Below are 13,439 nucleotides of genomic sequence, written 5' to 3'. Positions count from 1 at the left end.
TCCAAACCCAATGCTGTACAAAATTCAAACAACCCTATGACCACAAACAGCCCCAAAGCCCTGTCCCCAACAGACCAACAAAGCCGCGCGCTGCGCGACACCCTGGGCCAATTTGCCACTGGCGTGACTGTGGTCACCACCCGCGACGCGGCGGGCCAACCCGTCGGCATGACGGTCAACAGCTTCAATTCCGTATCGCTGGAGCCGCCGCTGATCTTGTGGAGCATCGACAAACAGTCCCTCAGCTACGACGCCTTCACCACCCAACCGCACTTCGCCGTACACATACTGAAGGCCGACCAGCAGCATGTATCCAACCTCTTTGCCGGCCGTGGCGCCGATAAGTTCGGCCAGGTGCACTGGCATACGGGAGCCGACGGGGTGCCCCGCCTGGACGACTGCGCCGCCCTTTTCCACTGTCGGCTGGCCCAGTGCGTCGACGGCGGCGACCACACGATACTGCTGGGCGAGGTACTGGAATTTTCCGCCTCAGGCGGAGAGCCGCTGATCTTCCACCGCGGCCGCTACCGCACTCTGGCCGGAGACTGAATTACAACGAAAGGCCCCCGCCCAATGGCAATCCAGTAACCGGAACGTCATAATTTCCTGGCATGCTGGCGCCCAGCCAGCCGATAGGCCGACACAAAATGCAGACACCTACCCCTCTCTTCTGCTTTGCCCACCGCGGCTACCGCCAGCGCGCCACAGAAAACACCCTGCAGGCCATCGCGCACGCGCTGGAATTCGACGTGGACGGTATAGAGGTGGATATCTGGAATATCCGCGGACAACTGCTGGTCAAGCACGACCGCCGGCTCGGACGCCTGATCGCCGGCAGCGAACTGCTCACCGATCTTTGCCCCGAGGCGCTGCGCCAGAGACTCCTCCCCTGCGGCCAGCAGGTACCAACCCTGCGTGAGGTACTGGAACTGGTTGGCAACAACGCGCAGCTGAATATCGAAATGAAGGGGCCCGGCTGCGCCGCCCTGGTGGCGGCGGAACTGGAATCCTACGTGCGCGACAGCGGCGCCAGCTTCGAGCAATACTTGATCTCATCCTTTGATCACCGCCAGCTCTACGAGAGCCTGCAGCTGCTGCCCGAGGTGCGCCGCGGCGTATTGATCGATGGCGTTCCCCTGAACCTAGCCGCGTGTGCGGAACCGCTCAAAGCCTATTCGGTACACCTGAACCTGGATTTCGCCGATACGGAGATGATCGCCGACGGCAAACGGCGCGGCCTGAAAAATTACATCTTCACCGTTAACCACCCCGACGACCTGCCCCTGATCGCCGCCATGGGCGCGGACGGCGTCTTCACCGACGAGCCTCGGATAGTGATGGACTACAACGCCCGCTTAACCGCGGAGATGCTGTTAAATCAGCAGATGCAGGTAGACGGAGGGGATATACCGCAGGTCCCCTAGGGAACCTGCGATTCAATCACCCGAGCTTCTTCTCTCGCCTCTAAGTCTCTTTCCTTCCAGGAAGCGAATTTATCAGGGGTTTCCTAAAAGTTCGCACTGACACGCAGATACCAGAAGCCGCCATTAAATCCGAAGGGGGAAGTGAGAGACTGGCGTACCCCCAGGTATTGCAGAGTGGGATCTGCCTCCTGGTCCGCCTCGACATCGAAAATATTCTCTCCACCCACGGACACCCGATAGTTTTCAGCAAGGTCAAAGGTGGCTTCCAGATCCACCAGTACCTCGCCACTGTAGGTCGCAGCTTCGGAGCCAAACAGACCGCCTGTGGACTCCCAATCACTGTAGCGGTTAAAGCGGAGGTAACCGCTAAACAGCTCGCCGGTATCGTAATTGAACGTCAGTGTGGTCCGGTCACTCGGCACCTGATTTTCCAGGTCGTATACACGCAGAGCATCGATGGTATTTTCCTCGACTCGGGTCACCTCCTGCTCGTTGTGATTGTGGCGCAGATCCACCGTCAACAAACTGCCCCCCAGCTCGAAGTCGCTGGTGATTGCCAGGTCTATCCCGCTCACCTCCGAGTCGTAGGCGTTGACAAAATAGTTGACGTTACCGCCGAGGAACTGATCGGCGTTGGCAACACCGGCAGCAGTCAACAGTGCCAATTCATTAACACCGTCGGTATCGTCTCCCTCACCGTTGCCAATGGTGATATTGCGCAGGGCGAGCCGGTTCTCGATATCGATGTTGTAGTAGTCGATGGTAATACTGGTATTGTCAAACGGTGTAATCACCGCCCCCAGAGTAAAACTGGTGGACTCCTCCGGCACCAGCGGCACAGAGCCAAAGGCCTGTGCAACCGGATGGTTAACGGGGTAGGTGCCGTTTGGAATCAGCTTGCCCTCAGAGTTCGCCGTTGTGGTCACATTCAGTGTGTTGACCTGGCCCGGCGTCGGTGCGCGGAAGCCGGTATTGGCGGTTGCGCGCAGTGCGAAACGCTCGTTGAAGTTGTAGCGGGCGGACAACTTCCAGTCGGAAGTGGAGCCAAACTGATCGTAGTCCTCGTAGCGCAGCGCCGCACCGGCAGTGAATTGATCGGTGATATCGGCCTCGAGATCCACATAGACGGCCACGCTGTCACTGTCGTAGCTGCCGGCGGCCTCCAGGGGAAAGCCCTGGAAGCCGTCGGAACCTTCACCGAAGTAATTTGCCGTGGGAGAGCTGGCCCGCGAGGCTTCATCGCCAGCGCCAATTTTGTAGGTTTCCCGTCGCCACTCCGCACCGAAGGCCACGTTTAAAGGCGATGCCAAAGCGGATATATCGATGGGTTGGACGAAATCGGCATTTACGCTGGTTTCCTCCTGGGTCAGTGTGCCCGGGTTGAAACTGGTGGGCGTCAACAATCCCAGACTTGGGTTGATGGACCCCTCCAACACGTACTCCAGCTCGTTCTCCGCAGTGCGCGCGCGCAGATCCCAGGTCATACCACTGGCGAATTCGCCACGGGCACCAAACACAGCGGAAATGTCAGTAATATTTGCTCCGAACTTCGGGTTGTAGCCGCCCGGAAACAGGGTATAGATGGGATTGCGCAGCACGTATCCGCTGGGACTGGAAGCATCCGCCACCAGCAGATCGGACGGATTCATTCCCGCAGCGACAATATCATCAATCAGTGATTGCGGTGCCGGATCGGGCAGGAAGTCGCCATCGGCATCCTTCTGCAGTGTAGCGCGGGCGGCAATTCCGTATTGCGGATCCAGCACCGGGGTGCGGTAGAAGAAATCCGATATGGTTTCGTTCTCGGAATAGCCGAAGTTGCCGTATAGCTCGATGCTGTCGCTGATATCGTAACCGGTATTTACAAACAGCTTGGAAATTTCCACCTCCGGATCGCCCCAGCGTTGCCCGAGACCATCCAGTGGCACCTGATCCACACCGACCACTTCACCCACCTGCGCCGCATCGGCGTGGGTTCCGCCCCGGGAGGTTGTATCCGCACTGGAATATTCGAAAGTCGTATTGACAAAGCCCTGCTCACCCAGAGCGAAACCGGCATTGGCGGACACACTGTAACGCGTTCCGTCGCCCTCAAAATATTCACCGGTCTGCGCCGACACACTGAAGCCCTCGGCGTCGTCTTTCAGAATAACGTTGACCACCCCCGCGATCGCATCGGAACCATACTGGGCCGAAGCGCCATCGCGCAGCACTTCCACGCGCTCAATGGCGGCCGATGGCAGCGCAGAGAAATCCACCGCCTGCGCACCCTGATTGATCGTACCCAAAGGCGCCACCTGCAGGTTGACCAGTGCAGAGCGGTGGCGGCGGGTGCCATTGACCAAAACCAGTGTCTGGTCCGGAGACAAATTGCGCAGAGTCACCGGGCGGATAAACGCCGTACCATCGGCAATCGGAAAGCGCTGGGTATTAAACGATGGTGCTATCTTGCTCAGGGATTCGGTGAGGTCAAAGCTCGCCTGATCCGTCAGATTGGCCCCGCCGACCAGATCCACCGGCGACAGGGTTTCAGTGGGAGAAACGCCTTCTTTCCGCGTACCAGTGATAACAACTTCCTCAATCGCACCGGCCCCGGTAGAAGGAGATTGCTCGTTCTGCGCAAAAACAGGGGATATTGGTAATGTCAGTGCGGTGGCAATGGCAAGAGACAAGGGGGTGAAGGAGTATGGATTATGCATGAGCGCCCGTCCTCTCTGTTTATTATTATCCGGATAAATATTCCGGTTTTGGGAAATTTATTGTTATGTGTTTCCTACTTCAGCGACAACACCAAAGTGTTGAGCCAGAATATGGGATTCGACCGCAATCTTCAATCAAATATTGACCAGTTGAATCAAGTGTCAGTATTACTGAAAAAAACTGTAACAAAAAGTCATTTAAGTATTAAATGAATAAAAAAGGCGACTCAAAAGCCGCCTTTATTCTCAATGACAAAACACCGATGTAAGCACGATTTTTTTGCCGTGGTGGAATCAGAGGTGCCGGAGTACTCGGGCAGCGGTGCGGGGGTCTTCGGAAACACAGGAGAGCATCAAACCCCTGTGCCCCCGATCGCGCCACTGTCCGATCTTTCCGACCGGCGCGGATTGCCCTTAGGCACCACAGGCAAAAAAATTCACCAACCCCTTAGCTCTTCGCCGCGTTTTTCTCCTCCTCGGGTTTCTCTTCAGCCGTTTGTTCCGGCTCTTCCTTTTCCTCTAATACCAGGGCCTCATTACGCAAATCCGCAATGCGTTCATAATCATAGCGGGAGAGTTCGAACAGCTGTTCGCGGTCGCCGCGACGGACGAAGAAGCGATCGTCCGCCTGCATAAACTCGTATTCGAGTTCGCCCTCGCTGCCAGCCACCTGGAGACGGACCGGATCCGCCTCTGGCACCTCGTCCGCGGGTTTGGTTATGCGCAAACTTCTCAAGGCCACAGCCAGTTGGCGGGCCTTGTCTGCATCCAGTTTTTTCTCGCCCTCGGCGAATTGCCACTTGCCCTCGCGCTTTTCCAGCCGGTAATCGGGACCGGTGATACGCTCCACATCACCGGCGGCAAGGAGCTGTTTATCCAGCCAGTTATTCGCCTGTGCGGGCATTTCATAGCTGTTTAATGTCACCGCGTAGATGGCATCGTCACCGGCGGCCCGCACATGGACCTTGCGGAAGCCTGGAGAAGTACCGACATAGAGTTCCGCCACCGGTTTCTCACCGCCGCTGTAGAAACGCAATCGTTTCTGGAATTTGTCTTCGGCCACTTCGAAACGCTCGTGGCTGGCGGCACTGGTGGCCACCGGCCAGCCGGCTTTCAAATCTGCGATTTTATCCAGTAGAGATTGCAATTTCTCACTGTCTACCGGCAGGTTATGCAATTCGGGCAACAGCCAGTGATCGCCCTCTTTTTTCAAGCTGACAGTGTCATCGCCCGCACTGATTTCCAATCGTTGCAATTGGCCGGGCGTCACCGCCAGCAGCGCTTCGCGCTGCTGTTGCAGACTCTGTTGATGCTGTTCGCGCCAAAAGAGACCCGCGGCCAATATCAGCTGCAAGGCGAGAAAACCGCTCAAATAAAACTGCAGTTTTTTCATTGTTCCATTCCTCGTTTCGCTACGGGAACTACTCTGCCCCGAGCAGTTCGCGGTATTTGTTTTGCCGCGCGCGCTTACGCAGCTGCTGAATCAGTGCCACCAGTCCCAAAGCCAACAGGGCACAGATATAGTTCAGATATTCCCAAAACATTTGCGTGCCATGTTCCATTGGCGGCAATGTGCGGTTGAAGTGACCGCGCGAGCGAATCGACAACAGCCCCGCATCTTCGAGCGCCCAGTCGACGCTGTTGGCGATCATTTGTAGTGAATTCAAATATTCACTGCCCACGGCGGAACTGGTCATACGCACCACTTGGTCGCGCACGAAGTCGTTGGAGGAAAAGAGAATAATGCGCGCGGACTCAGGCGAGCGGTTGATCTGAGTCGGCAGTGACTCCAGTTCCGCAACACTTTCTCCCTCGCTGTCGCCTTCCTGCGCCTCTTCTTTTTCCGCCAGTTTCTCCGCCAACATAGGCGGCTGCTTGCCTGCGAAATAGGAATCAAATCGACCGGCACTAATCACGCCGAGCAGCTGAGTGCCGGTTTCACCTTCGGGGGTAAAGGGACTGACGGCGCCATTCACCAGCCGTGGCATGACATTGGTGGAAGTGGAGAGCCAAGCGCCATCGGAGCTTTTCAGCAACTCGGTGATTTTCCGACCCGCGGATTTCTCCCCGTCGACGCGGATCGGCGAAGCCCAACTCATAGTCACCTGTGGCAGATTGGCGGTGATGGGGTTGTCGCTGTTCAGGCCGTCGCCGCGCGCGTCGATAAAATATGGGTAGTCGAGCATGCGCAGCTCCTGCAACTGGAAGCCGCCGATATTGCGCGTCACCGGCACCGGGAAGGCGCTGTTTTGCGGGTCCAATACCAGCTTGTGCTCGACCTCGAGACCCATGTGCTTCAGCCAGTCTTCGAGACCGCTGTTCACTGTCGCCAGTGTCAGGTTGCGGTTGCTGAGTTCTGCACTGTAGGGCGAAGTGGCTGCGATCACCGTGCCGCCCTGCATCAGGAACTGATCCACCGCGTAGAGTTGTTTCTGATCCAGGTTGCGCGGCGACAACAGCAACAGAATATCCGCTTCACCGGACACCCGGCCGTCACTCAGGTCCTCACGCTCGATATTCAGTTCAGCACCGAGCAGCGTTTCCAACTGGCTGAAACGCTGGCCGCCGCTGAAGCCGTGACTGAAGTCCGGCTCCGGGGCCACCAGCGCCACCGTTTTGGTGAAACCGCTGGCAAAACGTTTGATACCGGCCTCCAGGTTGCGTTCCAGGCTGTCTTTTTTCAGGTCATCCAGGGGAATCTGCACCACCTGGTCGCCCTTGGCCAGGGTCAAATAGAAGTAAAAAGGTTCACCGAATAGACCTGCGGCCATGGGCTGAAAACCGTAGTCGGCGGCAATGCGCTGTGCCACCTCCCCGCCGTTTTCCTCAGGTTCTATGAACGTCACCGACAGGCGCCCGCCTGCCTGCTGTTGCAGATCACCGACCACCTCATTCACTGCCTGCTTGAAGTCCTGCAGCTGCTGCGGGAGCCGTTCATCCGCCGAGACATAAGCGGTGAACTGCAACTCGCCTTTGACGGTATCGAACAGATTGCCGCCAGCCTGATAACTCTGCAGCACTTTCTTGATGGCCCGAGTCAGGTCGTGCTCCGGATTGCGCAGCCGGACATCCACGTCGGTCTCGCTGCCGGCTTTGATTTCGATTAAATCGCGGAAGCCGAGCACTTCGTGTTCATCGCCGTACTGAACCAGTACGTCGAAATAGGAGCTGACAATGGATGCCTGGTAGCGGTCTGCCACCTGAAAAGGCACAGGTTCAATGCCGTACTTCTGATTGGCTTCCTGTTCCAGCTCGGGCTCTTTGACCGGGTCCACAAACTCAACCCGCACCCGGCCGTCACCGGCCACCTGATACTCCCGCAACAGATCGCGCAACTGCGGTACCAGCGGTGCGAGCAGCGGGTGCGTCTTGGCACTGAAATAGCCGCGGATTAAGAGCGGTTCTTCCAGCTGCGCCAAGTAACTGCGGGTGGCGGGGGAAATGGAATAGAGGCGGCCTTCGGTCACATCCAGACGCAGGCTATGAATCTGCCCAAGCCACAAATTCGCCCCCAGGGCATTGGCCACCAGCAGTGCGGTGATTGCACGCCAGCGGTTGCGGTTGGCGGCATCGCCGCCGGCAGCCCAGCGCTCCCGTTCCAGTACCAGCGTATTCAGAGCCAGGAAAACCGCCACCAGGCTGAGATAGTAATAAAGGTCACGCAGATCGATAACACCTCGGGTGATCGCGTCGAAGCGCGAGCCAGTGCCCAGTGCCCGCAGCCAGTCGGCAGCGCCACTGCCGAACAGATCCGTGAGCACGGGCGCGCCCAGCAGATAAAAGACACCACAGAGGGCACAGGCGACGATCAGGCTCACGATCTGATTGCTGGCCTGAGCCGATACGAACAGCCCGATACTGAGGTAAGCGGCACCGAGGAGGAAGGTGGCCAGATAACCGGCCACCACCGGCCCCCAATCCAGGTCGCCGATAATCGCCACCGTCACCGGCAGAGGCAGCGTAATCGCCAGAGCGATGCCCAGCAGCGCCAAGCAGGCGAGAAACTTGCCGGCGACAAAGTGCCACAGGGGAACCGGCATGGTCAGCACATGCTCCAGGGTGCCGCTGCGGCGCTCCTCGCTCCACAGGCGCATGGTCAGAGTGCTGCACAGGAAAATCAGCAACAGCGGCATCCACTCAAACAGAGGCCGCACATCAGAGATATTGCGAGCGAAAAAAGACTCGCCCCAGAAGAACACAAACAGGCTCACCGCCGCAAAGCAGGCGAGGAATAAATAGGCTACCGGAGAGGCGAAAAACAGGGTGATTTCCTTCCCTGCAACGCGCCGAATCAGAGCGCCGCCGGACTTGCGGTTGCCGGATTGCACAGTTGCCTCAGGCTGCATCTTTCAACTCCTCCTTTGCCATAGCACCAGTTTCGCTCACTTGGCGGAACAGGCTTTCCAGATCCCGCTGCTCTGGCTGTAACCGGTACAGTTGTTCCCCCGCCTCGACAACAACCTTGGCCAGCGCTGCACTGACCGCGCGCAGATCCGCGCCCTCCGCCAACGCCAGGCGGTAGCCGCCCTCCTCCTGCAGTTGCTCCACGGAAGCCACTCCGTCGACAGAGCGCAATTTGTCGCCGCTGGCTGAGGATGAGCTCTCGAGCCACAGGGCGTTGCCGGCGCGCAGCTGGCTCAGCTTCTCGTCCACCGCGAGGCGTCCGCCGTGGATAATCAGCACCCGGTCACACAGTGCGTCCACCTCCTGCAGGATATGGGTGGAGAGGATCACCGTGGCCTCCCGGGCAATCTCCCGGATCAGGGCGCGCATCTGCTGGGTCTGGGTCGGGTCCAGGCCGTTGGTTGGCTCGTCCAGAATCAGCAGCTTGGGGCGGCCGAGAATCGCCTGTGCCACGCCCACCCGCTGTTTGAAACCGCGCGAGAGCGTATTAATGGGTGCAGTCAGTTTCACGCCGAGGTCCGTGGCGCGCACCGCGCGGCGTATCTCCTCGCGCTTCTGCGGACCGGACAAGCCCTTGAGTTCAGCGGCGTAGTCCAGGTAATCCGCCACCGTCATCTCGCCGTATACCGGCAGGTTTTCCGGCAGATAGCCCAGGCTGCGTTGAATTTGTTTCGCGTGCTGCGCCAGGTCCAGACCGTCGATGCACACTTTTCCGGCATCCGGCTCCAGGTAACCCGACAGCATTTTCATAATGGTGGTCTTGCCGGCGCCGTTATGTCCCAGCAGGCCCACGATCTCGCCTTTGTCGATGGTGAAGCTGACGTTGTCTACGGCCTTGAAGGCGCCATAGCAACGGCTCAGATGGCTGACTTCCAGCACCTTTTCCTCCTTATTTTTTGCGTTTCTTCTGAGGTAATTTGTGAATGGCAACAACGGACTCAGGGCGGCGGGCGCGCTGTCAAAGCGTGGCGACGCCGGTGGGAGCAGCGTTGAGAAAGGGAGACGGCACCCGCCCCAGGGGTGCACGGAAAACCGGGCCGGCGGGCCCGGGACAGGGGATTGTAGCCAGCGCCGGTCAAGCAACGCCCATCAGTCGCAAAAATCATTGTTCGCAGCAAACAGACAAGGGGACGCCCGTTTAAACAAGCTTCATACGATTGATGGCGGTTAGATAGTGGCGCCCGGTGAAAGTTCAAGGCTCGCAAGGGGGAAGGACCGCAATAGCGAGAGGTGGGTCACAAGCCGGCAGCCTGGGGCAGTTTTACCGGTATCGTACCCTAGGACTAGCATAGCCCTTGCCGACACCGAACCGGGCACTGCCCGGTTACTGCGTATCCAAACCTCCGCGCTTCACCGGTAACTAGACTCTGGTCTGAATAGCGGGCGCAGGCACAATCGACGAACAACTGCCGCCGATTCTCGAACGTTTACAGATCGACCCACAGCACTGGCTCTACCTGAGCCGCAATTTCGAAAGCCGCTTCAAGTCTCTAGTTGGTGCCGCGCAATCGGTGCGCCCTGCCTGCGAACAGCTCGGAAAACGTTGGGCCCACGGAATCCGCGACTGCGAGCGCTATCTCTCCCCCCGATCACTTCCTAAAGTTTTGCCTTTGCCTGAAAAGCACCACTGCGGGCTTCTGCGAAGGGCTGCTGCACCCCAATAAAACTGTTTGGCGCAATTCCACGCAGGACGTCGGATCTACTTGTCCGTATAGCAAGCTCTGGCAATAGTGGACTGAATATGCAGCAGATTTCCCACCAACTTTTCAATTAGTGGGCAACTTTTCAATTAGTGGGTGTCCAGTTTCAGTTTTTGGTTGTTTAGATTTCGTGGGTCCAATTTTTGCACGCCCGAGCCAATAGCCCCAGCAGAGTGATCTGCCGGGACTCTGTCGTTGCTTGAGCACAGGAACTGTCACTCAAACATGCTTTGATCTAAACCTTCAGCTCCCGAGACAATAATTCCAGAAAGAATTCCTATAAGAACAACCACAATCAGCAATATTCGGAAGAAGCGCCTTCTTATTAATTGGCCCTTTTCTGTCAAGCAAGAAGGGTAAAACAGATAGACTGGAAACAGCTTAGCGCCAATCCCTCCCTTAGTTCGATCAATCTGGTTAAACATGCCTAACCAGAGAACAAACAAATAAATCATCAATCCGACAATGGCCAGCCAAAGAAATCCAGATGCGACTTCAACCAATCCACGCATAAAAAGGTCCATATCTTGCTTCATCTCACCAGCTCTCTAACATACAAACCTACTGCAACCGGAGCCGGTATAGCCATTTCGGAGCGTTAAAGTAGAAGATGCGATTCATGTGCGATTCATGGACACCCACAAAATAAAAAGCTTTCAACGCCAGTCATATTGCAACATTCTCTACCTTATAGAAAATACTGTTCATCCATACATATGAATGGATAGCCAAAATGGGACTCCCGCGCAAATCCCTGATCTCTCTTGAAGCTATTCCCTACTATCACTGCGTCTCCCGCTGCGTGCGCCGCACATTCCTATGTGGCCGGGATGAGCGCACCGGGCGCTGCTTCGAACACCGAAGGCAGTGGATAGAAGATCGGCTGTTGGAGTTGGCCGAGATATTTGCGCTGGATATCTGCGCTTATGCAGTTATGAGCAACCACTACCATGTGGTATTGCATATCAATGCAGCACAAGCTAAAGGCTGGATGTTACGTGAGGTGGTGGACCGCTGGCATCAACTCTGTAAAGGTTCTCCCCTATCCCAACGTTTTGCTCGCAACGAAGCCTTGAACGGCGCAGAACTGGCCCGGCTGAGGGATGTGGCCGCAGAATGGAGAGCAAGGCTGATGGATATCATCTGGTTTATGCGGATGCTCAATGAGTCCATTGCCCGCCAAGCCAATCGAGAGGATGGCTGCACTGGTCGATTTTGGGAGGGCCGATTCAAGTCTCAGGCCCTGCTCGACGAGCGAGCTCTGGCAGCCTGTATGGCCTATGTGGATCTGAACCCAATCCGGGCCAAAATGGCTGATACGCCCGAAACCTCAGGCTATACCTCCATACAACGGCGTATTTCAGCAGTTCAGGATGGCAAACAGCCACAGCAGCTCTTTCCCTTCGCTGGTAACCCACGAGAACCTATGCCAATGGGGCTGCCGTTTCACGTTCAGGACTATCTGGAGCTGGTGGACTGGAGCGGTCGCTGCCTTCGTGAAGACAAGCGGGGCGCTATCGACGAACAACTACCACCAATTCTAGAACGATTACAGATCGACCCTCGGCACTGGCTCTACCTGAACCGCAACTTCGAAAGCCGCTTCAAGTCTCTGGTTGGTGCCGCCCATTCAGCGCGCTCTGTCTGCGAGCAACTCGGCAAACGGTGGGCCCACGGAATCCGCGACTGCGAGCGCTACCTATCCCCGCCGATCACTTCCTAAAGTTTTTCCTTTCCTTGAAAAATAACATCGCGGGCTTCTGCGAAGGACTGCTGCGCCACAGCAAAGCTGTTTGTCGAAATTTCACACAGGACGTCGGGTCTACTCGCCCGTATAGCAAGCTCTGGCAATAGTGGACTGAATATGCAGCAACTTTCCCATCAATTTTTCAATTGGTGGGTGTCCAATTTTGTTGAGCTCTGGCAATAGTGGACTGAATATGCAGCAACTTTCCCATCAATTTTTCAATTGGTGGGTGTCCAATTTTGTTGCTACTGCGCCATAACAAAACTGTTTGGCGCAATTCCACACAGGACGTCGGATCTACCTGTCCATATAGCAAGCTCTGGCAATAGTGGACTGAATATGCAGCAACTTTCCCATCAATTTTTCAATTGGTGGGTGTCCAATTTTGTTGTCAAGATACCCTCTACCTTTATTCTTAAGCTTATAAATAACTTCCAAATTCTGACAGTCAACACCAACCCCAAGCTCTGCATTTTTCTCAAACAAATCTTCAACCGCCATAACATTCTCAGCAATAAATAAAGAAATGACAGAAAAACCCCAAGACCACATACTCATTTAATCAACTCCAGCAGACCTTGATACGCATACGGATTCCTGTAATTACTTGAGCTATATGCCCTACTTCTAGCAAACTCAACACCGCTCATATTGGGCTTCTGTCTGTCATAGGCGACATGTTGAAAGTTAGCTATATGTGCAATTTCATGAAATAGACCAAACCTCAAACTTCCTGATCCGGACAGCACGTTTTGGACCACTAAAACTTTTCCTTTCCTTGAAAAATAACATCGCGGACTTCTGCAAAGGACTACTGCGCTACAACAAAACTGCTTGGCGCAATTCCACACAGGATGTCGGGTCTACTTGCTCGTATAGCAAGCTCTGGCAATAGTGGACAGAATATGCAGCAGATTTCCCACCAATTTTTCAATTGATGGGTGTCCAATTTTGTTTTGTGCAGCAACTTTCTCATCAATTTTTCAATTGGTGGGTGTCCAATTTTGTTGTTACTCATATACAGCTCCGGTCAACACAAGACCAATCATATTATTCTCTCTAAAAAGAAAATATCCATTTTCTTCCACACCGTCATTTGCCCTGGAAAACGCCCTAATTTGATCCCCCTCAGAATATAGAGAAAGAATGCAGCCCGCTTGTTTCACATAGGGTAGAGAATTAATTTCCTCTAATTTTTCAACATGAGCTTCCGCCACCATATCGTCTGGCAATCTGTAATCAAGAATTCTTCGTCTCGCTGCTACATCCATCTCAAGCAACTCCAGAACTACTTGTTCAACCTCTACAACATCATTGGATATGACATACGATTTTATATCCAAATCATCCGACTTAATCGATTTTGACCAGAGACAATGCTCAACCTCGCTGCCAACAGCAAACGGAACACCTAGCGAAAACACTAAACCAATAAATGACTTCTTTAGTATACACATATGCACGC

General features: G+C 55.4%; 10 protein-coding genes. 3 read left to right on the top strand and 7 right to left on the bottom strand.

What is annotated here, in order from left to right; all coding sequences use genetic code 11:
• Positions 1-36 precede the first annotated feature (36 nt).
• Together A3224_RS04560 and A3224_RS04555 are read left to right on the top strand one after the other, a co-directional pair.
• Positions 37-549, top strand: coding sequence for a flavin reductase family protein (locus A3224_RS04560; protein ID WP_067157440.1), 513 nt, complete (start codon positions 37-39; stop codon positions 547-549).
• A 98-nt stretch (positions 550-647) separates the two neighbouring features.
• Positions 648-1,424 carry a glycerophosphodiester phosphodiesterase gene (locus tag A3224_RS04555; RefSeq protein ID WP_231902457.1) on the top strand — a complete coding sequence of 259 codons (777 nt, stop codon included), beginning with the start codon at positions 648-650 and terminating at the stop codon, positions 1,422-1,424.
• Positions 1,425-1,507: 83 nt separating this feature from the next.
• Here A3224_RS04555 and A3224_RS04550 read toward each other — a convergent pair whose 3' ends face one another.
• From A3224_RS04550 to A3224_RS04525, 5 genes are all read right to left on the bottom strand, one after another.
• Positions 1,508-4,123, bottom strand: a complete 2,616-nt coding sequence (locus tag A3224_RS04550) for a TonB-dependent receptor plug domain-containing protein (RefSeq protein ID WP_067152047.1) — start codon at positions 4,121-4,123, stop codon at positions 1,508-1,510.
• Between the two features lie 448 nt (positions 4,124-4,571).
• On the bottom strand, positions 4,572-5,516 hold the full coding sequence (locus A3224_RS04540; protein WP_067152042.1) for a DUF4340 domain-containing protein: 945 nt from the start codon (positions 5,514-5,516) through the stop codon (positions 4,572-4,574).
• A 28-nt stretch (positions 5,517-5,544) separates the two neighbouring features.
• Positions 5,545-8,469, bottom strand: a complete 2,925-nt coding sequence (locus A3224_RS04535; RefSeq protein ID WP_067152040.1) for a Gldg family protein — start codon at positions 8,467-8,469, stop codon at positions 5,545-5,547.
• Positions 8,459-9,406: an ABC transporter ATP-binding protein gene (locus A3224_RS04530; RefSeq protein ID WP_067152039.1), complete on the bottom strand. Its 948-nt coding sequence runs from the start codon at positions 9,404-9,406 to the stop codon at positions 8,459-8,461. Before A3224_RS04530 ends, A3224_RS04535 begins: the two co-directional genes overlap by 11 nt.
• A 1,036-nt stretch (positions 9,407-10,442) precedes the next feature.
• Positions 10,443-10,763, bottom strand: coding sequence for a hypothetical protein (locus A3224_RS04525; protein WP_067152038.1), 321 nt, complete (start codon positions 10,761-10,763; stop codon positions 10,443-10,445).
• Between the two features lie 197 nt (positions 10,764-10,960).
• On the opposite strand from A3224_RS04525, the gene A3224_RS04520 reads away from it, so the two are divergent.
• The gene (locus tag A3224_RS04520; protein WP_067152036.1) at positions 10,961-11,950 is read left to right on the top strand and encodes a transposase; all 990 of its coding nucleotides are present in this window, start codon (positions 10,961-10,963) and stop codon (positions 11,948-11,950) included.
• 321 nt (positions 11,951-12,271) lie between these two features.
• Here A3224_RS04520 and A3224_RS16795 read toward each other — a convergent pair whose 3' ends face one another.
• Positions 12,272-12,532, bottom strand: coding sequence for a hypothetical protein (locus A3224_RS16795; RefSeq protein WP_156481426.1), 261 nt, complete (start codon positions 12,530-12,532; stop codon positions 12,272-12,274).
• Positions 12,533-12,984: 452 nt separating this feature from the next.
• Positions 12,985-13,431 carry a hypothetical protein gene (locus A3224_RS04510; RefSeq protein ID WP_067152032.1) on the bottom strand — a complete coding sequence of 149 codons (447 nt, stop codon included), beginning with the start codon at positions 13,429-13,431 and terminating at the stop codon, positions 12,985-12,987.
• Positions 13,432-13,439: the final 8 nt, after the last annotated feature.

The organism is Microbulbifer thermotolerans (assembly GCF_001617625.1).
Taxonomy (GTDB): domain Bacteria; phylum Pseudomonadota; class Gammaproteobacteria; order Pseudomonadales; family Cellvibrionaceae; genus Microbulbifer; species Microbulbifer thermotolerans.
This window is presented reverse-complemented; position numbering and strand designations above follow the sequence as displayed.

Coding starts and splice junctions, on each gene's coding strand:
- A3224_RS04550 (WP_067152047.1), bottom strand. CDS start 4,123: ATGCATAATCCATACTCCTTCACCCCCTTGTCTCTTGCCATTGCCACC.
- A3224_RS04540 (WP_067152042.1), bottom strand. CDS start 5,516: ATGAAAAAACTGCAGTTTTATTTGAGCGGTTTTCTCGCCTTGCAGCTG.
- A3224_RS16795 (WP_156481426.1), bottom strand. CDS start 12,532: ATGAGTATGTGGTCTTGGGGTTTTTCTGTCATTTCTTTATTTATTGCT.
- A3224_RS04560 (WP_067157440.1), top strand. CDS start 37: ATGACCACAAACAGCCCCAAAGCCCTGTCCCCAACAGACCAACAAAGC.
- A3224_RS04520 (WP_067152036.1), top strand. CDS start 10,961: ATGGGACTCCCGCGCAAATCCCTGATCTCTCTTGAAGCTATTCCCTAC.
- A3224_RS04525 (WP_067152038.1), bottom strand. CDS start 10,763: ATGAAGCAAGATATGGACCTTTTTATGCGTGGATTGGTTGAAGTCGCA.
- A3224_RS04535 (WP_067152040.1), bottom strand. CDS start 8,469: ATGCAGCCTGAGGCAACTGTGCAATCCGGCAACCGCAAGTCCGGCGGC.
- A3224_RS04555 (WP_231902457.1), top strand. CDS start 648: ATGCAGACACCTACCCCTCTCTTCTGCTTTGCCCACCGCGGCTACCGC.
- A3224_RS04510 (WP_067152032.1), bottom strand. CDS start 13,431: ATGTGTATACTAAAGAAGTCATTTATTGGTTTAGTGTTTTCGCTAGGT.